Origin of the sequence: Sulfitobacter pacificus (assembly GCF_030159975.1) — a bacterium.
Taxonomy (GTDB): Bacteria; Pseudomonadota; Alphaproteobacteria; order Rhodobacterales; family Rhodobacteraceae; genus Sulfitobacter; species Sulfitobacter pacificus.
In genome coordinates, this window is record NZ_BSNL01000001.1 from 3,151,276 (window position 1) to 3,177,847 (window position 26,572).

A 26,572-nucleotide genomic window follows, 5' to 3' on the forward strand; every position below is an offset into this window, starting at 1 on the left:
GACCCAAAGGGATGGTCCCGCAGAAAAGGAAGATGATGTTCGGAACCTGTAAAATGATGGCGGCAGTGCCTTTGTGGTGGTGCTGAGATGGGTCAACCGCAGCCGGAATTTGATCAGCTGGTCTTTGCCGAAGACATTCGATTGGTCATTTGGGATCTGGACGACACCTTTTGGGATGGCACCCTGACCGAAGGGGGGATCGGGTATCGTGACGATCATCATGCCCTGGTGATCGAACTGGCCCGGCGCGGGATTATGTCTGCGATCTGCTCCAAGAATGATGCGGGCACGATCGAGGCTTTGCTGCGGGAACGCGGGTTGTGGGATTATTTTGTTTTTCCCAGCATTGACTGGACACCCAAGGGGCCACGGATTGCCGCGATGCTGGGGCAGATTGGGCTGCGCGCGCCATCGGTTCTGTTTCTGGATGATAACCCGATGAACCTCGCGCAGGCGGTCCACGCCAATCCGGGGTTGAATGTGGGCTTGCCGGATCTGATTTGCGATCTTTCGGATGCGGCACAGTTACAGGGCAAACCGGATGCAGGATTCACCCGGCTGGCGCAATACAAGCTGAAAGAGCGCAAGGCGGTGGCCGCTGTTGTGGCAGGTGACGACCCTGTCGATTTTCTGCGTAAATCGAATGTGCGGGTATTTATCGAATATGATGTTGAGGCGCATCTGGACCGCGCGATTGAGCTGATCAACAGGACCAACCAGCTGAATTTCACCAAGATCCGCCTGCCTGAGGATCAGGCCGCCGCCCGTGCGGAACTGTCTGCGATGCTGGCGTTGAACACGACCGACGCTGGGCTGATACGGGTGCGGGATGATTTTGGCGATTATGGTTTTGTTGGTTTCTACCTGACGGAACGGCTTCACAATATACGCCGGATAAAGCACTTCTGTTTCTCCTGCCGCACGTTGAATATGTACATTGAACATTGGACCTATGCACATCTGGGTCGTCCGCCGATGCAGGTTCTTGGCAAGACCCTGTCGGATGTGAGCGATGGGGCCATGAACGTCGACTGGATCACCCCTGTCACAGCTGTGGAAATGGCGGCTGAAGCGCCCGCGCCGATGATTCGGTTTGATCATATCATCGCGCGGGGCGGGTGTGATCTGGCCAGTCTGATGCATTATTTTGCGCTGCATACCGGGGATCTGGTTGAGGAATTTAACCAGCCACAGAATGGGCAGATGTTTCGGCGCGATCATACGTCTTTCCTGATGCCGGCGCTTGAAGGTGCTTTGACTGATGATCAGCTTGCAGCCGCAGCAACGCTTGGTTACGGGCCGGATGATTTCACCTCGCAGCTAGGTGCGATCCCCGGTGGGCGGGTTTTGTGTTTCCTCAGCTTCTGGGCTGATGCGGATATTCCCGAATATCGCCATGGTTCAACCGGGCTGTTGGCACCCTATTGGCTGGTCGGAGCGCAAAACCATGATCTGATCGCCAAGACAGAGCTGCGCGAGGCGGTTGCGGATACAGATGTGCAGCGGCAGAGGCTGAAGGTTCTGGCCCGCGATTTCACCCATATGGGGATGTTGAAGAGCACGGAAATGGCGCGCAGATATGGCTGTATCCTTGATCATATTCCGACAGATGTGCAGGTGGTGATCATGCTGGCCCCGGAACGTGGGCCGATGCAGTTTCGCACCCCGGGCAGGCCGCCCCATCCACATCACCAACGCCTGAACGCGGCCTTGCGAGAGGTGGCGCGCGGCAGGGGAAATGTCATGCTGCTTGACCCTGCGCAGTTCATTGAGGGGGCGGATGATATGATCGATCTCAACCACTTCAAACGCCCGGTCTATCACCGGATGTATCAAGAGGTGATCGCGCGGTTAAGCGGTAAGGATCAAGGAATGGCCGATGTCTGAGCGATTGTTCTCTAACCTGTTTTTAAGCATTGGGGCGATGAAGGCCGGGACAACCTGGTTATACGCGGTGTTGTCCCGGCACCCGGCGCTGCATTTCGCGATGGAGAAAGAGCTGCATTATTTCTACCACCGCTATGTGAACCCGAAACAATTGAGCGAAGCCTATCGGTTGCGGGAGGCGAAGAACCGGTATTTGTTTCGCTTTGACCCCGAAAAAGCGAATATTGATGCGGTGCGTGGCAATGTCCAATGGGTCGCGCAGTATTTAAGCCGACCTGTGGATGACTATTGGTATCGAAACCTGTTCCAAATGCGTGATCATCAGAAATACGCCTGTGATTTCTCGAATCTGAACGCGCAGCTGCCGAAAGAGGCATGGCCGCAGATTGCTGGCAAATGTGACCAGCTTCGCGTGCTTTATACCATGCGGGACCCGGTAGCACGGCTGTGGAGCCATACGAAATTCCATCTGCAATTGACCGGCCATCTGGACAAGCTGGACACATGGGGCCCTGCGGAGTTTGGCGAGTTCATCCGGCGGCGGCACATCTGGGTGAATGCGGAATATGGTAGGGTTTTGCGGAACCTGAAGGGGGGGCTGCCGCCCGAGACGTTTAAGGTGCTGATTTATGAGGAGCTGCATCAGGATCAGCGCGGGACATTACAAGAGATTGAGCAGTTTCTGGGAATACCCGCGTTTGATTATCCGCAGGCGATTTTGGAACAGCGGTTTACGGAAAGCGTGAAACACAAAATGCCCGGCTTCTTTCCCACGCTTGTTCGTGAGGATGTGATGCGCATTTGTGATGAGCTTACCTCGGAAGGGTATCACATCCCGGACCGTTGGATGACACCCGCACCGGTTGAAGCCTGACAAAGAATCGCCTGTGCATGGCGCAAAAGGGCGAAATCATCGCGGTTGGTTTCCTCAAGCAGCTTGCGCATGTCGGGGGAAACGGCCTGCGCGGTATTTTGGGCCGCGGCATTGATGATCACAGGATGCCAATCGAAGGCGGGAAAACCGGGCCTAAGTACGGCGGTTAACCGCCGCATGGCTGCGTCAAAGTCAGAGACCAACCCCAGAACACCGTCTCGCGCGATCAAGCTGGCCGCAGCTTTGGCGCGGGAAAGCTCATTGCCCGGGTGCGTGAAGGCCAGTGCGGCGAGGCGGCTGGTCTGAAAATTGCGGCACTGCCGATCACCTTTGATGTTCAACCGCGCATGGACATAGCCGGCGAACCCGTTTTGCCGCGCAAGCTGTGCCCCGCGCGAATTGGACTCCTGTGTTTTTTCAAACCGATAGGCAGAGGCGATGCGATCAACAGGATCCCGCAGCATGACAATCTGGATAATCCGAACATCAGGAATGATCGGCAGCACGGATTGAATTGTATGGGATGAAAAGGCGATGGCATCAGTGTTTTTTGTGATCCAATTGGCGATCTCGGCTGTTTGCCCGGGGCCGGGATTGGAAAATTCCCGCGTGACCCAGCGGCCCTGAAAATTTTGCCGCAGAATATGATCCACCGAACTGCCGGCATTTTTGAACAGGTGGTTGTGAAGAATGACCTGCCGCATGGCCCTGTCAGATCCGCGCGCCAAACATGTCAGCCGCTTCGAATGCGGCACGCATCAACAGGCGACCGCGCTGAAACGAAAAACTGGTGCGCATATAGCGACGGGCGTTCTGGGAGAGGGTTTCCCATAGATCATCATCCCGGCAGAGTTGACCAATTGCATTCACCCATTCCTCTGGCCGGTCGGCAATGATGCAATCATAACCGGAGCGCAGACCAATCCCTTCGGCGGCAATCGGGCTGACGACGCAAGGGATGCCATGGGACAATGCGCTGAACACTTTGCCTTTGACCCCAGCACCGGACAGGAGAGGGGCAATAAAAATGCGGTGGGATTTATAGGCGTCAGCGGTATCGTTGATAAACCCGTGCGGCAGGACATTTTCGGATTGCAGCGCGCGGATGTCACCGCCCATGCAAGAGCCGTAGATGGTCAGATGGGCCGAGGGATCTTGCGCGATAAGCCTTGGCATGACATCGCGCACAAACCAACGCACGCCTTCAACATTGGGGTGGTGTCGGAAGCTGCCCAGAAACGACAGACCCTTGCGGGCACCTGCCGCTGGAATGGCATTTGGCACATCGACAACCCAGGGGCATTTTACAACGGTGGCCGCGCCATCGGTATAGGCCTGGATCACCGAATGCTCTACCTCGTTGTAGGAAAGTACCACATCAACATTGCGGATCACTTCGATTTCTTCGGACCGGGTTCGGCGGGCACGCTCCAGCTTGCTGGCGTCCCCTTCGCTTTTGGCGGCGCGCAGTTCCCGCAGGAAATGTAGATCGGCGTTGTTGAAAAACACCCGCGCTTTTGGGGCCAGTCGCCTGATCTGTTCCAGAACCGCCTGCGCCACATAATAGCGGGTGATGTAGAAGGCATCAAAATCGCTGGCGTGCTGTTCTAGATATTCATCGGTGTTTATGTAGAAAGGTGCATAGATCACCTCGACCCCGGATTTTTGCAGGTCTTCGGTGTATTTACCAAGGTGGGCCATATTGGTTGAGACAAAGGTGACCTTGTACCCCAAGGATTGCACCAGCCGCATTTCCTGAAGGGCGGCATAGGATCCGGCATCCTTGTCCGCGCGCGGCGGGGCGTAGTCGATGAACAACACCCGACCAATGATGCCGCGGTCCTTTTCTAGGTCTGGTGTTTGCCCCTCAACACCATGTTTGGCAAAGGCGCTGGCCCAGGTTCGTTTGAATTTGGGGCGGTTGATTTCCTGAAATTTCTTGAAACCGGTGGTGACATCCGTGCCGGAGGTCATCCCCTCAAAATGGTAGACCACCGAGGACGGTACAAACCAAGTGGCATATCCCGCCGCGCGCACCTTGAAGGCAAGGTCGGTATCCTCGAAATACATCGGTTCAAGATAGGAAGAGAGGCCGCCAACCTCTTTCCAGACGGAAGCGGGGGCCAGCAAGGCGGCACCAGAGAGATAGTCAACCTGCCGCGCATAGCTGAACCGCGGATCATTGGCATTTTGCCGGTTGCCATAGTTCCAGGGGTTGCCACTGCCCCAGACAATGCCACCGGCGTCTTGCAGGTCACCGTTGGGATAAAGCAGTTTGGCACCGACCAGCCCGACATTGTCGAATCGGTCAAAGGTGGCAAGCAGTTCGTCCAGCCACCCGGCTGTGACCTCCACATCGTTGTTAAGCAGGGCGATATATTTTCCGCGCGCGCGTTCGGCCCCTGCATTGCAGGCGCGGACAAAGCGCTGGGCGATGGGTTGGCGGATGACGGTGATGCCGGTGATCAATGCTTCGATCTGGCTGGTTTCATCGCTGGAAGCATCATCGACCAAGATCACTTCGAAGGTGGCGTCGTTTGATCCGATCAGCAAAGAGCAGAGCGCAAGATAGGTCAGATCAATATTGTTATGCGCGGGAATGATGATTGAGACATCCGGTGCCGCCACTGTGGGAAAGTGAAGCGGTTTGCGGATGACGTTTTCGGGGCCGCCCTCAAGGGTATCAATAGCGTGCAGCAATTGTTCAAAGTTGGTGGTGGATTCTGCTTTGGCGATCAGGGATTTAAGCGCCTTGTACCGATAGGGGGTCGGCGGCAGCAGGGCATTGGGAAACGGGGCAGCGGATTCGCGGCGCATCACGTCTTCTGGTGTGAGGACGCAGGGCAGCAATTGTTGGTCTTCAAACAGCACCACAGATCCCGACCGATCCTTCAAGGCGAGGTGGCGCACATGGCCATTCAGATAGCGGGACGGGAGACGGACGACATTTTCGCCCGGTGTGATGTTGATCACTTGTACAGACTCGCCGTCAATCGAAAGCACCAGTTCAAGCGCCTGCGCAGATTGACAGATCAGCGTGTGGCCGTAGTTTTCGCGCACCACGAAATCCGGTTTGGACATAGGGGTAATGGGGACAACGTTCTGGCCCATTTGAAATGACAAGCCCTGACCGGGTGCCAGCATATTGGGCAAATTGGCGCTGACCCATTGGCCATCAGACACTTCCGCCTGCCCATGGATCCATTCCGGTTCCAGCATCAGCGTTTCTGTTTCTTCCACCTCTTCATCAGCCACGTGAACGTCAGCAAGAAAAAGAAAAGGCTCTGTGCCTTTGTCGTCCGGCAGGTGGTTGCGGTATTCGATCTCCAGCATCACATCGCATTTTTGAAAATGCAGCGGCAGCGGGTGACGGATATCCGCATAGCCGCTGGGTAGCGTGCCCCCGGATTGGGCTGTGTCAAAAGGGATAAAATGCCTTTCTTCCTGTAGGGATACCGGATCATGAAAGATCAGGCACAGGCTTGCCGCCGCGCGATGTGCGGCAAGTTTGGCCTGAAAACACATGCCCTTTCTGACCTTTGGCACCGATATCTTATTCTCGAAGAATATCTGGCAGGGTGCTTCATACCGGTTGATCATCACCTGCACTGTCTGGCTTCCGTTAAGTGCCCAGTCTTTTAAGTGATTGACCCAACAGGCATAAACCTCTCCAGGGACCGTTTCCTCGGGCAGGGAGCAGGAATGTTGCGCCATGTTTCGTGTGTCCAGCCGAAAACGGGAGACACGTTTCAGAATAGATGCCGGATTTTGGGTGCAAGCTTCAAACGGGGCAAGGGTGTCACCCAACCTGATTTCCATCGGACGACTGGTCGCGGCCTGATCAACGTTACCAAAAACCTTGCCGTTCAACATGACAAGACAGCGCAGTTCGGGAGAGAAATCTAGGGACATGACACGGTGAACCTCTTGTAACTCCACAGACAGCCTATGGTTGTCTTAGTCCACTAACGTATGAATTATATTAAATTTGAGTTAACGTTGATTAAACAGTTCTTACTTATCCAGCATATCCCGATGATAGCGATTCAATAGAAACAGACCTGCCATTGTGCATAGTGCGGCCACCGCCAATGGGTATGCGATAGAGACGTAACCTGGCTGGTAAAAAGGATAAAATCCGTCGCGCATCAAGCCAGCGATATGGACGATGGGATTGAACCACAGATAGTCCGAATAGGGCCGTGGCACGCTTTCGAAAATGAAAAAAACGCAGGACATCAGAAATAGGGGGCGGTTTAGAATCGACCACGCTGTTTGCCAGACCGGATAGGCCAACGTGAGAAAACTGTTCAATGTGCCGATGCCGATGGCCAGCGCAAGCGTCAACAGATAGGCCTGTCCAATTTTGGCATAATCCAATGTTGTCATGGGTTTAAGAAACAAGATGATGAAACCAAGGACGATGAAATGTACCATCATCTGGGTCAGAAAGTTCAGGACAAACCGTGCGATCAACGCATCAAGAAAGGTGATTCTTGGATAGATCAGCAGGGCGCGGCTGAACTGAATGGTCTGCGCCAGCTTGGTTGAAATATCGGTGTACATCATCAAAGGCAGAATGCCGGCGGCGTAAAACAGCGCAAAACTTGTCCCTAGGGGAGGCGTTCGAAACCCGATGGAAAAGACCAATGTCAGCAGGGTGATCCCGGCGGCGGGTTCGAGGATGGCCCAGATGTACCCCCCCGGTGAACGTCCATAAGTTGTTGTGATTTCGCGCAAAATCAGTGCCCCAATCGCACGGGGTGTTGCATAGGAACCGGTTTGGGGTCTGAGCGTCGATGATGTTTTCGATGAGCTGGGCATTGGTGGCCTCATGACTGGTTAAGGTTACCAATAATTAACCTTACACGGGATAATCTTTCATAAATACAACCAAAAAGTTAATTCACATGGCGGAAGGCTCCCAAGAGGAGGCGCAGCTGATCAGCAGGATCAGGCACCTCAAACACTCAGCGCCGGTTGAAGCCCAGCCACGCGTTGTGGCACCGCATGTTGTGTCGGGGGCAGATCTGGCAGAACCGGCACCGCCACGGCCAGCTGGCCCGGTCATTCCACAATTTGACATCAGGCCACCAGCCAGACGGGCAAAGCCACGCAAAAGGCACCGGTTTCTGGTGTTCACATTTATGCTGTTTGTGGTCAGCCCGATTGTTCTTGCCAGTTATTATTTGTGGACGCAGGCCGCCGACCAATATGCATCCCGCGTGGCGTTTTCGGTGCGCACGGAAGAGCAAACTTCGGCCATCGAGCTGTTGGGCGGGATTACTGAACTATCCGGTTCCAGCTCCTCTGACACTGATATTCTGTTTGCCTATCTTTCAAGTCAGGAACTGGTGTCGCAGGTGGATCAGAAGATCGGTCTGCGCGAGGTCTGGTCACGTGTCAGTATAGAACAGGATCCGATATTTGCCTTTGATCCGGCGGGGACAATCGAGGATTTGCAGGACCATTGGGAACGTAAGATTTCGATCATCTATGACAGCAGTACCGGATTGATTGAACTGGAGGTTTTGGCCTTTGATCCGCAGGACGCCCTGCGCGTGGCGCAGGCAATCCTTGCGGAATGTACGGCGATGATCAACGGCTTGTCACGCATTGCACAAGAGGATTCGATCCGCTTTACCCGCGAGGAATTGGCAAATTCGGTGGAACGTTTGAAGGTGTCGCGCCGCGCCTTGACCCAATTTCGCAATCGGACACAGATTGTCGACCCCAGCATTGATACGCAGAATCAAATGGGCCTGTTGGTCACCCTGCAACAACAGCTGGCCGAGGCGCTGATTGATCATGATTTATTGCAAGATACCACGCGCGAAAATGATCCGCGGATCACGCAGGCCAAACGCCGGATTGAAGTGATTGAAGAGCGGATTTCATCGGAACGGGGGAACCTTGGATTGGGGGTGGACGGTGAAAGCGGCGATGCTTTTGCTAATCTAGTGGGCGAATATGAAGGGCTGATTGTGGATCGCGAGTTTGCCGAAGCGGCCTATGTCGCCGCCTTGGCCGCGCATGATTCCGCTTTGGCGGAAGTGCGCAAACAAAGCCGCTATCTGGCTGCTCATGTGAAACCAACCCTGGCGCAAAGGGCCGAGTTTCCCAAGCGCGAGCTGACCCTCGCATTGATTGCCCTTTTCAGTTTCTTCACATGGTCCATCCTGAGCCTGGTCTATTACTCCGTGCGTGACAGAAGCTAGGGCTATGATTTGCCTTGAGAACCTGACCAAATATTTTCCATCGCGCGGCGGGCGGCAGGTCATTGTCGATAACCTGACCGCAGTTTTTCCAACCGGTGCAAGCGTGGCGCTTTTGGGGCGCAACGGGGCGGGGAAGAGCACCCTGTTGAAACTGATCGCGGGGACAATCCGGCCAACGTCTGGCCGGGTCTTATCAACGGGCAGTATTTCTTATCCCGTTGGTTTTCAGGGATCGTTTCATCCAGATCTGACGGGGGTGCAGAACACGCGTTTCGTTGCCCGATTGTATGGCGTTGACAGTGACGGTCTGGTTGATTTTGTTGAGGAATTCGCGGAATTGGGTGGTCATTTCCGCATGCCGCTGCGGACCTATTCCGCAGGAATGAAATCGCGGCTTTCCTTTGGTGTTTCGATGGGAATTCCATTTGACACCTATCTGGTGGATGAGGTGACCTCAGTCGGCGATGGTGCCTTCCGACATAAGAGCGTGCAGGTCTTTGACAAACGGAATGAGAATGCCGGGGCTATTGTTGTAACCCATTCTCCGCCGATGGTGCGCCGGTTGTGTAACATGGCGGCGGTACTGGAGCGCGGGCAGTTACATTTTTACGAAGACCTTGATGCCGCATTGGAGCATCATGAATATAATCTGACGCTGCCACCTGACCGGTTGCGGAGCTGAGGACAGAGCGTATCAGCGTACGGGCGTTGTGCGCGAATATGGCCGGTGCCCAATTGTCTCGCCAAACCTGTTGAGTTTCGACACGCAAAGCTGTGGCATCGCGGTCAAAGAAGTCGAGCAGGGTGGTGATCCGTTTCGCCTGCAGGGAGAGGTCGTCGCTGTCCATCAGCAATCCGCAGGGATGTTTGGCCACCAGATCCAGCGCCCCGTCAAAATTGCGCAGGATGATGGGCAATCCGGCCTCAAACGCCTCCAATGCGCCGATGGGAGTGCCCTCATAACGCGAGGTCAGCAGATAGGCATCTGCGTTGCTGATCGGCTGGCGCACATCGGCCAGTGGACCCGTGAAGGTGATCCGGTTAAAGACATCCGGCGGGATCAGTGCGGCAATGCCGGATTGAAATGTCGCATCCTCTGTCCCCGGACCACAAAGCGTGAGGTGGAAATGGGCAGGCAGTTGCGCCAGGAGCTGCGCGGCAATGTCATAGTTTTTTTGACGATCTGTTCGCCCGGTCATGATTAACCGTTTGATATTTTTATCTGTTTTACGCGGGATAGGCCGCAGATTTGAACAATTGGGCAAGATATAGACACGATGCCGGGCCAACCGTCTTGCCCGCGCATCCCGCGCCATGCTGCCGGCCATGCGGTGATTGAGAAAAACCAGATGTTGCGGCGGACAAGTAGCGACCAGCATCTGTTCCAGGGCCTTGCAAATGCGATGCACCAGCGGGTGATAGCCCCGCCCGTAGGGCAGACCATGATGGGTAAAAACCACCGGGCATTCCGGTTTCCAGATCCGCAAGGCAAGCAACAGCCGGCACAGCAGAACCTGCAAACGGGCGTGAATCCAGATCAGATCGGCAGATTGTGTGCGGAGTGTATGCAAGAGCGTAGTAATTCCGCGCCAATGGTGACGGGGCGAGAGGCCTTTGGTCAGCCCGTTAATGACAATATGCCGGACGCCCATTTCCGCAAGTGCGGTAAACCCGCCCTCGTCCTTGTCACTGATCACGGTAAGTGTGGCCTCCTCCTGCAAAGCAGTTGCGAGGTGCAAAATGTGGCGAGGCACGCCGGAGGGTCGCCCGTCACCGCCCACCAATAGAATTCTGGGTTTGTGGTTAGATGCAACCAAGACTTGCAGCCCCCCAGAACCCCAAAGTTTGCGCACGGCGCTGCCGGTAAAGGGCAATGCGGTGGATGGCCAGAAGCCGCGCCCCTGTTGAGGCATGTCGGGCCGCAGAGAAACATCTGCACAGATCGCGGGCCTGCGGCGTCAGCAAATCCTCAACCGCGCGTAATGCTTGCAGGTTTTTGTCTATCCGCTGGGAAAACACACCGCGTAGCACCTCCGCCTTGCGTCGAATCTGACACAGAACACCCGTGCCTGCGCCAATCGCATTATGTGCATGTTGTCGGTACAGGATGCCGGGAGGGTCATTGTCAAACAGGACCGCACCGCCCGTCGCCGTCATCAACAGATAAAGCCACCAGTCATGAGCGAATACGGACCCGGTTTGGCGGGCGGCCCGCCGTGCAAGATTGGCAGCAGCCGGGTTAAGCAGAATGGTGTTTCCGCTGGCAACATTTTCGATCAAGGCATTGCGCAGCGTGAAGGGCCGCGCCATTTTTGGGGAGTGAACCAGACGGTTTGTCTTTGGATACCAATAGGATTGCCTGCCGCAGTAGAGCGCCGGGTCGCCACCGGAGTTTTCCAGACTAGGCAGAGCACGGGCCAGCTTATCAGGTAGCCAGATGTCATCCTGATCTGCGAAACCGACATATTCAGCATCCTCAGGAAGTCTGCGGATAAGGGACATGAAGTTGTCGGCAAATCCGCTGCAGGGGCCAGTGTGGATTGTGACCTGTCCGGGCCGGGTTTCTGAAAAATTATATATTATTTTCAGACTGTTATCGGTTGAGCCATCATCGCTGCAGATCAGCCGCCAGTTGGTATGGGATTGCCGGGCAATGCTGTGCAATTGGGCGGCCAGATGATCCGCGCCGTTGTGGATGCCCATCAGAATCGTGATCTTGGGCCCATGGGGAATGGAGGATGCGTTGCTTGTCATTTCGACCTCACAACAAGCTAAAAAAGTTCACAAATTGTTAAGTGTCGCCCCTTAAGCGTCTTTCCAGCGTCACAAAGGAGACCTCATGTGTTGAAATTGCCCTTGCTCACTTTGATCAGGCGGTTTAGGTCCGTTTTGAAGCGAGAGGGCACCGGTGCGGCGGTGCTACGTGCAGCAGGCTATGTTCGTCGGCGGGTGCGGGGGTTGGGCACGGGAACCCTGTCCCTTGCCACGGATACTGGCCCACGCGGGTCAGAACAATATCTGCATGGTATCTGGCAAACCCTTGCGCGGCAGGACGCGTTTCACATCCTACAGGCCCCCGGCGTTGATCGGGCGCGACGACAGATTGCGATGATTGCGGACCTGAACCTGCCGCAATGTCGCAAGTACCGGGTTGAACAACTGGCCGGTTTCTGGCGCAGCCGGGGTGTTGAATTTGAATATGCGCATTATCAGGATATCCCGCGCGCCACGCGGATCATGCAACATGCGACCCATCTGATGGAATATCGTCTGCAATCCAGTGCGGTGACTGATATGTTTCGTTACGAGGCGCGGCGGCTGCGGCTGCCCATCTTGTATGATCTGGACGACCCGCTTTTTTCAGTGTCGGCCTACGAAACCTATCGCAATATGGAAGCCCTGGATCCGGGTTTGAAATCGCATTTCCTGTCCGAGGCACCGAAATACCTTAGCATGATGAACGGGGCGGATATCATGTCTGTTTCGACCCCCGGCATGGCACAGCACGCGGCGCTTTATACCGGGCGCCCGGTCTATGTCAGGCGCAACTTTGCCGATGCAGAGACGCTTTGCGCAGGGGCGGTGGCGATGCTGAACAACGGGCCTGATGACGGGATGTTTCGAGTGGCCTTTGCCAGCGGATCGCAGGGGCATGAGGTTGATTTGGCAGAGATTCTGGAACCTTTGTCAGAGTTCATTCAGGCGGATCGCGGCAGACGGTTGATGCTGATTGGTCATTTTGATCTGGCACATTTGCCTGCCAAACTGAAACCACAAATAGAGAGGGTGGAATTTGCGGGATACGATCGCTATCTCGCCGCACTGGCAAGGGCCAATTGTACGCTGATGCCGCTTTGCGATGATGCTTTCAATCGGTGCAAAAGCGCCGTGCGGGTGTTGGACGCGGCATCTGTCGGTGTGCCCTCAATTGTTGCGGATGTCGGGGATCTGTCATCGGTTGTGCGCACCGGTGAAACCGGATTTGTCGCGCAGAAGGGCGGCGATTGGATGGATGCCCTGCGCGCCCTTGCCGCCTGTCCAAAAGACGCAGCGCAGATGGGTAGAAACGCCCGTGTCAATCTGGAGGAACGATGGCGGGCCTCTGATCAGCCCCACATCATCGCGCCGGAATTGATCGAATGGGTAGAGACATGAATTTACGCCATATTCTGGTGGCAAACGTCTTTTTCGCCCCCTTCAGCTATGGCGGCGCGACGGTGGTTGCGGAACAGGTCGCGACCGCATTGATCAAGCAGGGGGGCTATCGCGTTACTGTCGTGTCTCTATGCGCCCGAAATGACATTGCGCCTTATGATGTAATCAAAAGCCAGAAAAACGGGATCGTGAACTATTTGATCAACGTGCCTGAACACCGCTCCTATGGGGAAATCTACAACAACCCTGAGGTAACCGCGCGGCTGGCTGAATTGATCAGCGCGCTAGAGCCTGATCTGATTCACGCCCATTGTATTCAGGATATCGGAACCGGCATTATCACTGCTGCCGAAGGGGCAAATGTGCCGGTGATCCTGAGTGTACATGATTTCTGGTGGCTGTGTGAGCGGCAATTCATGATCAAGCTGGACGAGAAGTATTGTGGACAGAACCCCGTCAGGATCGACAGATGCAAGGGTTGTGTTGATAATTTTTGGGCGGCGAAGACCCGATTTAACCATTTGCAGGCGATGAGTGAGAAAGTAGCGCTGGTTACCTACCCGTCGCAATTTGCAATGGAGCTCAGCGAAGCATCCGGTTTTGCCAAAGGGCGGGGGGTGGTTTGGAAAAACGGTGTTAACCCACCTGAACCCGCGTTTTTCAACAAACAGGCGGCCCGGCGGGCATCAGATCAAAGGATCACCTTTGGGTATGTGGGCGGACCTGCACAGATAAAGGGTTGGCCGCAGATAGAGCAGGCTTTCGCCGGCATTAAATCGGGCAAGTTTCGCGGGCTTGTTGTTGACGGCAGCCGCGACGGGTCCTGGTGGCAGGCAAAGCAGCTGAGCAAACTGCCCGGCAGCTGGGAAATTTATCCGCGGTTCGAACAGCATAACATGGACGATTTTTACGCAGAGATCGACGTGCTGTTGTTCATGTCCCAATGGAAAGAGACATTCGGGCTGGCCATCCGCGAAGCATTGGCGCGTGGCATTACAGTGATCCAGACTGACAGCGGTGGCACTGTTGAGCATGGGGCGATCCGACAGGAGGATCTTATCCCGATTGCCGCGCCACCGGGTCAATTGCGCGAGCAGATGGATCAGGTGTTGCGGTCCGGGAAACGGGAACGCGCGCCCTATCCAGTGGTGCATTTTGCAGATCAGGCCCGGGAATTCTCTGCCCTGGTCGATCAGGTTTTGCAGGAGGTTGAACGCGCCGCCTGAGCCGCTGGTGGCGATTAAAACACGAAATCGTTCTCGTCCAAATCGTCAAGGTTCACGCGATTGAGCCTGATAGAACTGTTACTGCCGGTCTGGATCACAACGTCCTGCCCGGTTTGGGTGGAGACATTAAGGACATCCGAGAAACGGTTAAAGCCGTCCACCCGAGAGAGGTCGATCACTTCATTTGCGCTGGTTGCGTCGAAGTCGCAGATCGTATCATTGCCGTGGTTGTTATCAAACAGGAATTCATCCGCGTTAAAGCTGCCGTATAGTGAGTCATTGCCTTCGCCACCCAGAATCGTGTCGAAACCGGCACCACCGTAAATGGTGTCATCCCCGGTTTCGCCATCAATGATATCATTGCCCTGCCCACCGAAAAATCGGTCGCCGCCGGTGCCGCCCCACATGGTGTCATTGCCCTGCTGACCAAACACCCCGTCGCCGCTGTCACCGCCAAAGAGCTGATCATCGCCACGCCCGCCGAACAGCCGGTCAAAGCCGAGCCCACCCAACAGGATGTCGTTACCCTCTTCGCCATAGAGGTTGTCCGCCTGATGACCGCCATCAAGAACGTCATCGCCATCGCCGCCGTTCAGCAGATCGAAACCGGCATTGCCAAAAATCGTGTCATTGCCACCTTCGCCAAAAACCGCATCCACGCCATAGCCAATGTTGCTGCCGGCGCTGAGCCAATCATCCCCGTCACCGCCCCAAACCCGATCCGGTGATGATCCGGCCCAGACCCGGTCATTACCAGAGCCACCGCTGATCCGGTCGAATCCGTCACCCCCCAGCAAGACATCATTGCCAGCGCCACCGCTGATGGAATCGGCATAGGTGTCGCCAGAGATTGTGTCATGCCCATTGCCGCCATCAATGGTATCGAACCCGGCGGCACCCAGCAGGAAGTCGTTGTCATCTCCGCCGTGAATCAGATCGTTCCCGCCTTCGCCGTTGACCGCATCGCGGCCCGACCCGGAACTTAACGTATCATTGCCCAAACCCCCAAAGACCCGGTCGTTGCCAGCACCGGTGGTGATTTGGTCATGCGCGTTTGTACCGCCGTTGTCATTTGCGCTGCGGTTCAGGGCAAAGGAAGGTTCGTTTTGCCATGTGGGTGCGAGGCTATTGGGATCGACGCTTGAGGGATTCGCGTTTGAGCCCGGATTGGGATCGGGCCGCGACGGGCCGCTGCCACCGGGGTAGAGCGCGGGATCTGTCTGGATTCGTCCGCCGGTGATCAGGTTGGTGGCATCAAAATCCTGTGCATAAAGGCGTGATCCATCAGAAGAGCGCACCTCAAGCACATCTGCGCCCAGCTGAAATTCGGCGCCCCAGCTGCGCGATACAATGGACATTTGCCCGAAGGCACTGGTCTGGCTGAAGTCGGTCATGTCGATGCGGTCAAAACCCATTTCGAAATCCTGAATGACATCACGCGCGCCATCTTCAGTCAGGACAAAAGTGTCACGTCCGCCACCGCCCCGAAGCGTGTCCGCACCAGCCCCGTCAAGCAGGATGTCATTGCCAAAGCTGCCGTTCAGCTGATCGTTGCCTGCCCCACCTGAAAGGATGTCGTCGCCCACCCGGCCATCTAAGGTGCTGCCAGTGGCCGAGGCTCCCAGATTGATGCCGAGATTGGGCAGGGCCACCGAAAACTCTGCCAGATAGGGTGCGCCCTCGGTTGAGACCCAGAAGCGCAGACCATCAGGCGTCGACATGGCATCGATTGAGGTGATGCCACGCAGTGGGGTTGCGGCCTCTGCAGGCATGGCGTCGATATGTTGCAGCCGCCCGCCGGGCAGAACGGTAAACATGCTGACGCCGCTGTCAGATCCGACGGCGAGGATAAAGCTCTGGCCATCAACGGTGACGCTGGTGACATGACTGGCATCGGCAAAGCGGGTGCCGAGGCTGTCGATCAGGTGGTCAACCGGCACCATGCCCTGGGGTGTGACAGAAAATGTCGACAGAGAATCGCTGCCCGACCCGGCGACAACCACATAGAGTTTTCCATCCGGTGCAGAGGTCACGGTCAACGCCCTTGGGCGGTCAACCCAGAAACCGTCGCTTGCATCTATATCGTTGATATGGATCATGTTTCCGTTTGCACCCTGGCGGAACATGCTGACCGTATCCTCGCCCTGATAGGTGACAAAAGCATAGGTTTGCCCGTCATGTGTGGCGCTGGTGATTCCGGTTGCACGTTCGCCCTGCATGGCGCTGCCCTGATTGATGTTGGACAGGTTCATGGTGGTGCCCGACCCGAAAGAGATATTTACTAAACCACCATTGCGCAAAGCACCAAGGCCGCTGTAGCCATCGCTGATCAGCTCCATCTCGGACAGGCCACCAAGGTGGCGACCCATGGCAGAATAGGAGATCCCCCCATCGATGGCATTACCTGCCCCGTCGCTGTCAAGTCGGACACCGGTCAGACGACTGTTGTTCAGGCCCGCCATATAAAGCTGCTGGCTGCCGCCGGTGTCGCGCAACACCAGATCGGTGGTTTCCAGTTGGAGCAGTTGGGGGGCAATCCGCCATTGTTGATCCAATGTGGTATCACCTGCGGAGCTGCCCAGATCATAGGCTGACAGCCAACCATTGCCCCGTGTTGCGGCGAACAACATGGGCCCGCCCGCGCCGTCGACAACCTTGATATCGTTCAACCCGACAAGGCCAAATTCCTCGATTGAGGACAGCGCCCCGTGATTTGTAAATACTGCTCTGACCATTGGATGACCCCTTCCGCGAATGGACAAGGTATTGGTGGTATTTCGGGAAAGATGCGGGTTCAGAAAATGGCGTTTCCGGGGCGAATACCGCAGATTTTAGAGGTTTGGTGTTGCGTAAAACTGGCGTGATGCGGGCGCTTGGGTCAGGGCATGTTTAACCAACTGTTACAGGGTCCGGGGCGTTGAGGTTTCATTCACGTTACAAAAGGACCGCCCATGTCTCAGACGTCTCCAACCCTGTCGCTGCCCTATATTCAGCCAGCACAGGCGCAAAAGCATGTGACCCATAATGAGGCGCTGCGGATTCTGGATGCTGTTACGCAGTTGAGCGTGATCAGTACAACACTGACCGCGCCACCGGGGCAGACTGCTGAAGGGGATCGTTACATCGTGGCCGATGCCGCAACGGGGGTTTGGGCCGGACAGGAGCATAAGGTTGCGGTTTGGGTGGATAACACCTGGCAGTTTTTCACACCGAACATTGGCTGGCGCGCGGATATTGCCAGCAGTGGCGAGGAGGTGCGGTTTGATGGCACCGATTGGCAGCCTGCCGGTGGGGGCGCGACAGGGGATTTGCAGAACGTGCCCTTGCTGGGAGTGAACACCAGTGCGGATGCAACCAACAAGCTGGCGGTTTCTGCTGATGCCACATTGCTGAACAACGCGGGCAGCGGTCATCAGCTTAAGCTGAACAAATCGGCAGCGACGGACACTGCAAGCCTGTTGTTTCAAACCGGTTTTGCAGGGCGCGCCGAGGTGGGAACCGCAGGCAATGATAATTTCGAGATCAAGGTCAGCCCGAACGGCAGCAGTTTTAAGACGGCCCTCCGCGCCGAGGCGGCGACAGGTGCGGTGCAGCTGCCCAGTGGGCAATCGTATTTTCAGGATGTGTTCATCCTGAATGACAGTGTCTGGTCGGTCACCATCCCGTGGTCGAATCCCTCGCGCATCCTGATGTGGTTAAGTGTCAATCTGGAGGGGCGGTATTTTCTGTTCTCGATCACCGGCACATTGACCGGTGTGAATAATTTTGGCGAGATGTTTGCCAATCCGCCGGGAACGTTGACTTATCATACTGGCCCGCTGACGGGCACGACCGGGCCTGCGGGCGGCATCAACATTTCAATCGATGTAACAGGCCCAGCGCCCAAGTTGTTCGTTGAGAATCGCCTTGGTTCCAACCGTCTGTTCACACTGTCCACGATGGGGAAATGATATGAGTGCTACCAAAAACAAACCTGCAAATTATCGTACCGCAGATCTGCCCGGCTTGGGTCAGGTGCAAATTCCACAGGGCGTGACAGATGATGAGGTGCTGGCGCAGGTATTGGGTTCACCCCCCGAGGTTGCGGCAACACCTGTGAAGAAAACCAAGAAAAAGCCGTAAAAGCGGCGTCAAATCGCTCTGTCCGATGTATTGATGTGTTGCAAAGCATAAGATCAGGCACGGAGCGACCAGTTGGATTTCATAACACCTACAAAACTGCCCGGTGTGGTTTTGGTAAACCCGCCGCGTTATGGCGATGCGCGCGGGTTTTTCTGCGAAAGCTGGAACCGTAAAAAGATGTCGGATCATGGCATCGATATTGATTTTGTTCAGGATAACCATTCGGTGTCTGCCGCTGTTAACACGGTGCGCGGATTGCATTTTCAATCCCCGCCCCATGCGCAGGCCAAACTGGTGCGCTGTGGGCGCGGTGCGTTGTTTGATGTGGCGGTGGATGTGCGCAAAGGCTCTGCAACCTTCGGGGAATGGGTTGGCTATGAATTGACGGCAGAAAATGGTTTGCAGTTGCTGATCCCCGCCGGGTTTCTTCACGGTTTTGCAACACGTGTGCCGGATACAGAGATCATCTATAAATGTAGCGATTATTATGCCCCTGAATGTGATGGTGCGGTGCGTTTTGATGATCCGGACCTTGGTATTGATTGGGGATTAAGCGGCTCTGCGGTGCTGTCGGACAAGGATGAAAAGGCACCGCTGATGTGCGATTTTGACAGTCCTTTCACATTTGAGGGCGCAGCATGAAGATCCTGGTGACTGGTGGTGCGGGGTTTATTGGTTCTGCCGTCGTGCGATTGGCCGTCAGCCGTGGGCATGAGATCGTGAACCTTGATGCGCTGACCTATGCCGGTTGTCTGGCGAATGTGGCAAGTGTGGCGGACAGCCCGCTTTACGCGTTCGAGCAGGTGGATATCCGCAACCGCGCCGCATTGGACGCCGTATTTGCCCGCCACAGCCCAGACGCGGTGATGCACCTGGCCGCAGAAAGCCATGTTGACCGGTCGATCGACGGGCCGGGCGATTTTGTTGAGACGAACATCACTGGCACCTACAACATGCTGGAGGCCGCGCGCAGCTATTGGGTGGGTGCGGGCAAACCGGACGGTTTTCGATTTCACCACATATCGACGGATGAGGTTTTCGGCTCGCTGGGCGCGGAAGGCATGTTCACCGAAGACACCCCTTATGATCCACGCTCGCCCTATTCCGCGTCCAAAGCGGCCAGCGATCATTTGGTGCGGGCATGGCATGAAACCTACGGGCTGCCCGTGGTTCTGACGAATTGTTCCAATAACTATGGCCCGTTCCATTTCCCTGAAAAACTGGTGCCGGTGGTGATCCTGAATGCGCTGTCGGGTAAGGGTATTCCTGTCTATGGCGCGGGGTTGAACGTGCGCGACTGGCTGTTTGTTGAGGATCATGCAGACGCATTGTTACTTGTGCTGGAAAAGGGCGCGCTGGGCCGCAGTTACAACATTGGCGGCGAAAACGAGGCGCGCAACATTGATCTGGTGCGCAGCATTTGTGCAATTCTGGATCAGAAACGCCCGAAAGACGGCAGCTATGCGGATCAGATCACCCATGTGCAGGACCGTGCGGGGCATGATCTACGCTATGCGATTGACCCTGCACGCATCCGCGATGAACTGGGCTGGCGGCCTTCGGTCACATTGGAGCAGGGGTTGGAACGCACGGTGCAATGGTATCTGGAAAATGAAGACTGGTGGCGGGCCTTGCAGGCACGTGATGGTGTGGGCGAGCGTTTGGGGGTGAAGTTGTGAGCATTCTGGTGATCGGAAAAACCGGCCAAGTGGCGCGGGAATTGGCAAAACTGCCCGAGGTGATTTGCATCGGGCGGGATGAGGCGGATTTGACCGCGCCCGAACAGGTCTCACATGCGATCCACGCCTATACACCAAGCGCTGTGATTAATGCCGCCGCCTATACCGCGGTTGATAAGGCCGAAGAGGAAGAGGCGCTGGCGACATTGATCAATGGCGATGCACCCGGTGTTATGGCGCGGGACTGTGCAGTTCTGGGCATCCCTTTTGTGCATATTTCGACGGATTATGTGTTTGACGGGGGCGGCACTCAGCCGTGGCAGCCGGATGCGGCAACCGGGCCGCTGGGTGCCTATGGTCGCTCGAAACAGGCTGGTGAGGAAAAGGTGCGCGCAGCTGGGGGTGCCCATGCGATCTTGCGCACCTCTTGGGTGGTGTCGGCGCATGGCGATAACTTTGTCAAAACCATGCTACGCCTAGGGGCAGAGCGGGATGCGCTGAACGTTGTGGCGGATCAGATCGGTGGGCCAACCGCCGCCAAGGATATTGCGCTGGCCTGTCACGGCATGGTGCAACAGTTGAGCCAAAGCCCTGACAAGGCGGGCACATATCATTTCGCGGGAGCACCGGCGAGCAGCTGGGCCGATTTTGCCCGTGCGATATTTGATCAGGCGGGGCTGAGCTGTACGGTGAGCGATATCCCGTCCACAGCCTATCCCACGCCTGCCAGACGACCGCTGAATTCGCGGATGGATTGCACCTCGACCGAAACGGCTTTCGGTATTAAACGCCCTGATTGGCGGGCCAGCCTGACAGAAATTTTGAACGAGCTCGGAGCAGTTAAATGACCAATCGCAAAGGTATCATTCTGGCGGGCGGCTCCGGCACGCGGCTCTATCCGATTACCATGGGGATCAGTAAGCAGCTGCTGCCGATCTATGACAAGCCGATGATCTATTACCCGATTTCGGTGTTGATGCTGGCCGGTATCCGCGAGATTGCGATGATCACCACGCCGCAGGATCAGGCGCAATTCCAACGCTCCCTTGGCGATGGTAGCCAATGGGGCATTTCCCTGACCTATATCGTGCAGCCGTCACCGGATGGTCTGGCGCAGGCCTATATTCTGGCAGAGGATTTTCTGGATGGTGCGCCCTCTGCCATGGTGTTGGGGGATAATATTTTCTTTGGTCACGGCTTGCCCGAGATATTGGCAGACGCCGACAAGCAAAAAAGTGGTGGTACGGTATTCGGCTATCACGTGGCTGATCCTGAACGCTATGGTGTGGTTGGTTTTGACAAGGCGGGCGTGGCGCAGACCATTGTTGAGAAGCCCAAAAAACCAGCGTCAAACTATGCTGTTACCGGGCTTTATTTCCTTGATGCAGATGCGCCGAAACTGGCGCGGGAGGTTAAACCCTCTGCCCGTGGGGAGCTTGAGATTACCACTTTGCTGGAAATGTATCTGGCGCAGGGGGCGCTGCGGGTGAACCGGATGGGGCGTGGCTATGCCTGGCTGGACACTGGCACCCATGCAAGCCTGTTGGATGCGGGAAACTTCGTGCGCACGCTGACACAACGGCAGGGGCTGCAAACCGGCTGCCTTGAGGAAATCGCCCATGATCAAGGCTGGATCAGCGATGACGAACTGCTAAAGCGTGCCGAGATGTTTGAGAAAAACGACTATGGCCGCTACCTCAAAGACCTTTTGAAATAGCGCCTTATCCCTTGGCCCCCTGGCCGCGGGAATAGACGTCTTCGTAGCGCACAATGTCATCTTCGCCCAGATAGCTGCCGGTCTGTACTTCGATCAGCTCCATCGGGGTGTCACCGGGGTTTTCCATGCGGTGAATGGCGTGCAGAGGAATGTAGACTGATTCATTCTGGTGCACCATTTTGACATCCAGATTGTCGCGGTCCGGCCCGACGGTGACCTTCGCGGTGCCCACCACTACAATCCAGTGTTCAGAGCGGTGTTCATGGCTTTGTAGGCTGAGCGCGGCACCGGGGTTCACCACAATGCGTTTTACTTGAAAGCTGTCAGACAGGATCAGTGTTTCGAAAAAGCCCCAGGGGCGGTGATCCTTGGGGAAGTTATCGGCCTGCGGCACAGCGGCGGCGCGCATCTGTTTCACCACATTCCCCAGCGTCGAGGTGCGGCTGCGGTCAGCAACCAGCACTGCGTCGGGCATGGCCACCGCAACGATATTTTCCAGACCTAGGCCGACCAGCTGCACCGCGCCGGATTCCGAACGCAGCAGCGTATCCTTGCATTCAACCGCATGGGTGCGGCCCTGAAGCGCGACACCATCGGCATCCTTTTCCGCATGCAGATGCACCGCGTTCCAGCCGCCCATATCGGACCAATCACCATCATGGGCGATGACACTGAGATTGCTCACCTTTTCCATGATTGCAAAATCAACAGAGATATCTTCGCATTTTGTCCAAGCGTCAGGGTCAAGGCGCAGGAACCCCAGATCGGGTTCGGCTGAGTCAACGGCGGCCTGCACATGGGCCAGCATCTCTGGCGCATGCGCGGCGAAGGCGTCAACCATCGTTTGGGCAGCATACATAAAGATACCGGCGTTCCACAGATAGCCGCCAGCATCCAACATTCGCTGTGCTTCGGCCAGAACCGGTTTTTCAACGAAACGTTTCAGCGGCATTGCGCCATGCACGCTGCCTTCGCCCAGCTCAAGATAGCCATAGCCGGTTTCAGGTTTGTCAGGGGTGATGCCAAAGGTTACGATCTGCCCTGCTTGCGCGGCGGCGACGCCGCGGCGGACGTTGTCGCAGAACACATCAGCCTGGGTGATATAATGATCCGACGGCGCGGCGAGCATTAGCTGCGCGGGATCTTTTTGCGCGGCAACCAAAGCGGCAGCCAGAAGCGCGGGTGCGGTATTGCGGGCTTCAGGTTCGATCAGAACCGTGTTTGGCGTAATACCTGCATCATGCAATTGCTGCGTGGCGATAAACCGGAAATCAGAGTTGGTGACAACAATGGGTTCAGCAAATCCACTGCCGGACAAACGTTTGCTGGATTGCTGAAACAGGCTGCCTTCACCGATCAGATCAATGAATTGTTTGGGAAAACTCTTACGAGAAACCGGCCAAAGACGTGTTCCTGATCCGCCACATAGGATCACCGGAGTGATGTCATTGGTTGTCATTGCTCGTCCTTTTCGTTGCCGCAGCCGTTAACGTCTTCTGTTAAAGTGGCGTGCCCCTGAGTTGCAAGAGACAATAGTCCAGTCCACCAAGAGTATGAGTGGCTTTTCGCCAAGTCACGAATTTTGTTGGTTTTTGGGATCACATGTTCCCTTTATGGTAGTGTTTTACAGGGAAAGGTGCTGTCAGCATGTGTAACAGAGGCGGTGAACAACAAGTTATCAGACGATTGCAATCGATTTAAGATCACCTATTGACCTTCCAGCTACTGGAACCCCTATCTGTCCCCCAAGAGAGAAATAGAAGGAAAAATGGCGTTGGGACAGTCTGTGGTTTTACCGGTACAGAATATGGTTTGCGGCTCTTGTGCCGCCCGGGTGGTCCGCGCGGTTGAGGCAGTTTCGGGGCTGAAAGATGCCTCGGTTAACCTTGCCGAAGAAACGGTGCAGTTTTCGTCGCCGGATGTGCAAACCGCCCAGGATGCGTTGCGCGCCCTGGAGGCGGCGGGATACCCGGCGCAGACCCAAGAGCTCCGCCTGATGATCAGTGGCATGTCCTGCGCATCTTGTGTGGGCCGGTTGCAAAAGGCATTGGATGCAAAGGCAGGTGTGTTGCATGCACAGGTCAATTTGGCGGATGAGTCCGCAACCATTGCGTTTGTGCCAAGCCTGATCACCGCGCAGGGTTTGGCCGATGTTGCGACCAAGGCGGGGTATCCCGCGTTGCTTCCCAGTGATGAAACACCTGTGGACCGGTACGTGCAGAAAGAAGCAGAGGCCGCGCATAGCCGGCGCATCATGTTGTGGGCGGCTGCCCTGTCACTTCCGGTCTTTATTTTGGAGATGGGCGGGCATCTGTTTCCGGCGCTGCATCACCTGATCGGGCGTACCATCGGGATGGAGAACAGCTGGCGAATCCAGTTTGTGCTTACCAGCCTTGTCCTGTTCGGGCCGGGGCGGCAGTTCTTTTTCAATGGCTTGCCGGCCCTGTGGCGGATGGCTCCGAATATGAACAGCCTTGTGGCATTGGGCGCCGGGGCGGCCTGGATCTTTTCGACAATTGCGCTGTTTATCCCTTCGGTTTTGCCTGCGGGCACACGGGCGGTCTATTTCGAAGCGGCGGCGGTGATTGTCACATTGATCCTTTTGGGCCGCTGGTTTGAAGCACGGGCCAAAGGGCAAACCGGTGCTGCGATTCAAAAATTGATCGGCCTGCAGCCCCGCACCGCGCGGGTTGCACAAGGACAGGACTGGGTCGAAGTGCCAGTAGCGGAATTGCAAGTCGGGGTGCGATTCCTGCTCAAGCCGGGCGAACGTGTTCCGACAGACGCGGTGCTGATCGAGGGCACCGGCACAGTTGACGAAAGCATGATGACCGGCGAGCCGATGCAAGTGACGAAATCGGCAGGTGATGGGCTGACCGGGGGTACGGTGAACGGGCATGGCAGTTTGATTTGCGAGGTGTCGCGGGTCGGCCACGACACGACATTGGCGCAGATTATTCGCATGGTTCAGCAGGCCCAAGGGGCAAGGCTGCCGATTCAGGCACTGGTGGATCGGGTTACGCTTTGGTTTGTGCCTGCTGTGATGGGGATTGCCTTGCTGACCGTGGGTCTCTGGCTGATTTTTGGCCCGGAACCATCGCTTTCTTACGCGCTGGTGGCGGGGGTATCGGTTTTGATTATTGCCTGCCCCTGCGCGATGGGGTTGGCAACACCCACCTCCATTCTTGTGGGCAGTGGCCGCGCGGCAGAACTTGGTGTGTTGTTTCGTCAAGGGGATGCCCTGCAATCGCTCTGTGATGTAAAAACGGTGGCCTTTGACAAGACCGGTACGCTGACGCTGGGCAAACCGATGCTGACTGATCTTGTCAGTATCGACCCGGCGGCAGGGGACCACATACTCGCGCAGGTTTCCGCCCTCGAGTCCCGCTCTGAACATCCTTTGGCACATGCGATTTTAGAGGCTGCAGGCGACAAGGGCCTGACCCTTCCAGAAGCCACGGATGTGCAAACCATCTCGGGCAAAGGCATCCGTGGTAAGGTTGAGGGGCAGGATGTTGCAGTGGGGAATGCGCGTATGATGCAGGACTGCGGTGCCGCCATACAGGAGCTGGAAGCGCGTGCATCAGCAGCAAGGGCAAAAGGGCATACCGTTTCCTTTGTTGCTGTCGAAAACAAAGTTGTCGCAATCATTGTCATCTCTGATCCCCTGCGTCCAACCAGCAAGGACGCCATCGCGGCGCTGCAAGCCCGTGAGGTGCAAGTGGCGATGATATCCGGGGACAGTAGGGACACAGCCAAAGCCGTGGCGCAGAGCCTTGGCATTGAAACGGTGATTGCCGATGTCCTGCCCGAGGGTAAAATCGATGCGCTGAAATCCCTGCGCGAGACGCATGGAAAGATCGCATTCGTGGGCGATGGCATCAATGATGCGCCGGTGCTGGCCGAGGCGGATGTGGGTATTGCAATTGGCACCGGGACGGATGTTGCCATCGAAACGGCGGATGTGGTGCTGATGTCGGGAGATGTGCAAGGTGTGGTGCATGCGTTTGACCTGTCGCGACAGACCCTGCGCAACATCAAGCAAAACCTTGTCTGGGCTTTCGGTTATAATGCAGCCTTGATCCCGGTGGCCGCGGGCGCGTTATATCCCGCCTTTGGTATGCTTTTGTCACCGGGTCTTGCAGCGGGGGCGATGGCGTTTTCATCGGTGTTTGTATTGGGCAATGCGCTGCGCTTGCGTCATGTGGGGGTGTGAGATGAACATCAAATCTGTCAGCGATGTTACAGGCTTGCCTGCCAAAACCATCCGCTATTACGAAGAGGTGGGCCTTGTGCGACCGTCGCGCCGGGCCAATGGCTATCGCGAGTTTTCAAACAGCGATGTGCATAAACTGGCCTTTCTGGCGCGGTCCCGTTCCTTGGGCTTTCCTGTTGAAAGCTGCCGAAGCCTTTTGGCGCTATACGATGATCAGGATCGTGCCAGCGCAGATGTCAAAGCAATTGCACAGCAGCATTTGGGCGAGATTGATCAGAAACTGGCCGAGCTAACGGCCATGCGCGATACGTTGAATGCCCTTGTTCGCTCCTGTGCGGGGGACAATCGCCCGGATTGCCCGATCCTGTCTGATCTGGCGCAAGAGGTCGAAGGTGGCTCCGCCCGACGGCAACTCCTGTATTGACCTCTGTGATGCGGGCATGTTGGGTACGGATATCCATCCAGACGCTGCAAAGGA

20 protein-coding genes and 1 pseudogene are annotated in these 26,572 nt (G+C 56.1%); 14 read left to right on the top strand and 7 right to left on the bottom strand.

From position 1 onward, the window contains the following. The first annotated feature begins 87 nt into the window (after positions 1-87). The gene (locus QQL78_RS15835) at positions 88-1,887 is read left to right on the top strand and encodes a hypothetical protein (protein ID WP_284374778.1); all 1,800 of its coding nucleotides are present in this window, start codon (positions 88-90) and stop codon (positions 1,885-1,887) included. Then, positions 1,880-2,761, top strand: coding sequence for a sulfotransferase family protein (locus QQL78_RS15840; protein ID WP_284374779.1), 882 nt, complete (start codon positions 1,880-1,882; stop codon positions 2,759-2,761). The genes QQL78_RS15835 and QQL78_RS15840 overlap by 8 nt, the downstream gene beginning before the upstream one ends. Here QQL78_RS15840 and QQL78_RS15845 read toward each other — a convergent pair. The 3 genes from QQL78_RS15845 to QQL78_RS15855 all read right to left on the bottom strand — a co-directional run bounded on the left by QQL78_RS15845 (position 2,716) and on the right by QQL78_RS15855 (position 7,585). Beyond that, a complete protein-coding gene (locus QQL78_RS15845; RefSeq protein ID WP_284374780.1) occupies positions 2,716-3,465 on the bottom strand; it encodes a sulfotransferase family protein in 750 nt (249 codons plus the stop codon). The two genes, QQL78_RS15840 and QQL78_RS15845, sit on opposite strands and share 46 nt — an antisense overlap. Before the next feature lie 7 nt (positions 3,466-3,472). Continuing rightward, positions 3,473-6,673, bottom strand: coding sequence for a glycosyltransferase (locus QQL78_RS15850; protein WP_284374781.1), 3,201 nt, complete (start codon positions 6,671-6,673; stop codon positions 3,473-3,475). 102 nt (positions 6,674-6,775) lie between these two features. Beyond that, positions 6,776-7,585 (bottom strand): ABC transporter permease, encoded by an 810-nt coding sequence (locus QQL78_RS15855; RefSeq protein ID WP_284374782.1) that lies wholly within the window; start codon positions 7,583-7,585, stop codon positions 6,776-6,778. Between the two features lie 86 nt (positions 7,586-7,671). On the opposite strand from QQL78_RS15855, the gene QQL78_RS15860 reads away from it, so the two are divergent. Together QQL78_RS15860 and QQL78_RS15865 are read left to right on the top strand one after the other, a co-directional pair. Next, positions 7,672-8,979 carry a KpsE/RkpR family capsule polysaccharide export protein gene (locus QQL78_RS15860; RefSeq protein WP_284374783.1) on the top strand — a complete coding sequence of 436 codons (1,308 nt, stop codon included), beginning with the start codon at positions 7,672-7,674 and terminating at the stop codon, positions 8,977-8,979. Between the two features lie 4 nt (positions 8,980-8,983). Beyond that, positions 8,984-9,661, top strand: a complete 678-nt coding sequence (locus tag QQL78_RS15865) for an ABC transporter ATP-binding protein (protein ID WP_284374784.1) — start codon at positions 8,984-8,986, stop codon at positions 9,659-9,661. 124 nt (positions 9,662-9,785) lie between these two features. Here QQL78_RS15865 and QQL78_RS15870 read toward each other — a convergent pair. Beyond that, a pseudogene (locus QQL78_RS15870) lies at positions 9,786-10,892 on the bottom strand (glycosyltransferase family 4 protein); the annotation flags it as partial. Next, complete coding sequence (locus QQL78_RS15875; RefSeq protein ID WP_284374785.1) at positions 10,783-11,733, bottom strand: glycosyltransferase; 951 nt, start codon at positions 11,731-11,733, stop codon at positions 10,783-10,785. The gene QQL78_RS15875 and the pseudogene QQL78_RS15870, both read right to left, overlap by 110 nt. Positions 11,734-11,820: 87 nt before the next feature. On the opposite strand from QQL78_RS15875, the gene QQL78_RS15880 reads away from it, so the two are divergent. After that, positions 11,821-13,134: a glycosyltransferase gene (locus QQL78_RS15880; RefSeq protein WP_284374786.1), complete on the top strand. Its 1,314-nt coding sequence runs from the start codon at positions 11,821-11,823 to the stop codon at positions 13,132-13,134. Next, positions 13,131-14,360: a glycosyltransferase gene (locus QQL78_RS15885; protein WP_284374787.1), complete on the top strand. Its 1,230-nt coding sequence runs from the start codon at positions 13,131-13,133 to the stop codon at positions 14,358-14,360. The genes QQL78_RS15880 and QQL78_RS15885 overlap by 4 nt, the downstream gene beginning before the upstream one ends. 14 nt (positions 14,361-14,374) lie before the next feature. On the opposite strand, the gene QQL78_RS15890 is transcribed toward QQL78_RS15885, so the two are convergent. Then, on the bottom strand, positions 14,375-17,095 hold the full coding sequence (locus tag QQL78_RS15890; RefSeq protein ID WP_284374788.1) for a calcium-binding protein: 2,721 nt from the start codon (positions 17,093-17,095) through the stop codon (positions 14,375-14,377). A gap of 216 nt (positions 17,096-17,311) precedes the next feature. Between QQL78_RS15890 and QQL78_RS15895 the strand changes: the two genes are divergently transcribed. From QQL78_RS15895 to rfbA, 6 genes are all read left to right on the top strand, one after another. Then, positions 17,312-18,310: a DUF2793 domain-containing protein gene (locus tag QQL78_RS15895; RefSeq protein ID WP_284374789.1), complete on the top strand. Its 999-nt coding sequence runs from the start codon at positions 17,312-17,314 to the stop codon at positions 18,308-18,310. Between the two features lies 1 nt (position 18,311). Further along, the gene (locus QQL78_RS15900) at positions 18,312-18,482 is read left to right on the top strand and encodes a hypothetical protein (protein ID WP_284374790.1); all 171 of its coding nucleotides are present in this window, start codon (positions 18,312-18,314) and stop codon (positions 18,480-18,482) included. A 72-nt stretch (positions 18,483-18,554) separates the two neighbouring features. After that, positions 18,555-19,124: a dTDP-4-dehydrorhamnose 3,5-epimerase gene (gene rfbC, locus QQL78_RS15905; RefSeq protein WP_284374791.1), complete on the top strand. Its 570-nt coding sequence runs from the start codon at positions 18,555-18,557 to the stop codon at positions 19,122-19,124. Beyond that, the gene (gene rfbB, locus QQL78_RS15910; protein WP_284374792.1) at positions 19,121-20,161 is read left to right on the top strand and encodes a dTDP-glucose 4,6-dehydratase; all 1,041 of its coding nucleotides are present in this window, start codon (positions 19,121-19,123) and stop codon (positions 20,159-20,161) included. The genes rfbC and rfbB overlap by 4 nt, the downstream gene beginning before the upstream one ends. Beyond that, positions 20,158-21,009 carry a dTDP-4-dehydrorhamnose reductase gene (gene rfbD, locus QQL78_RS15915; protein WP_284374793.1) on the top strand — a complete coding sequence of 284 codons (852 nt, stop codon included), beginning with the start codon at positions 20,158-20,160 and terminating at the stop codon, positions 21,007-21,009. The genes rfbB and rfbD overlap by 4 nt, the downstream gene beginning before the upstream one ends. Continuing rightward, on the top strand, positions 21,006-21,878 hold the full coding sequence (gene rfbA / locus QQL78_RS15920) for a glucose-1-phosphate thymidylyltransferase RfbA (RefSeq protein ID WP_284374794.1): 873 nt from the start codon (positions 21,006-21,008) through the stop codon (positions 21,876-21,878). The genes rfbD and rfbA overlap by 4 nt, the downstream gene beginning before the upstream one ends. Positions 21,879-21,882: 4 nt before the next feature. Here the strand turns inward: rfbA and QQL78_RS15925 are convergent, their stop codons facing one another. Continuing rightward, positions 21,883-23,337, bottom strand: coding sequence for a mannose-1-phosphate guanylyltransferase/mannose-6-phosphate isomerase (locus QQL78_RS15925; RefSeq protein WP_284374795.1), 1,455 nt, complete (start codon positions 23,335-23,337; stop codon positions 21,883-21,885). A 309-nt stretch (positions 23,338-23,646) separates the two neighbouring features. On the opposite strand from QQL78_RS15925, the gene QQL78_RS15930 reads away from it, so the two are divergent. Together QQL78_RS15930 and cueR are read left to right on the top strand one after the other, a co-directional pair. Beyond that, entirely contained in the window at positions 23,647-26,094 is a 2,448-nt protein-coding gene (locus QQL78_RS15930; RefSeq protein WP_284374796.1) for a heavy metal translocating P-type ATPase, read from the top strand. A 1-nt stretch (position 26,095) separates the two neighbouring features. After that, positions 26,096-26,518: a Cu(I)-responsive transcriptional regulator gene (gene cueR, locus QQL78_RS15935; protein WP_284374797.1), complete on the top strand. Its 423-nt coding sequence runs from the start codon at positions 26,096-26,098 to the stop codon at positions 26,516-26,518. The last annotated feature ends 54 nt before the right edge of the window (positions 26,519-26,572 follow it).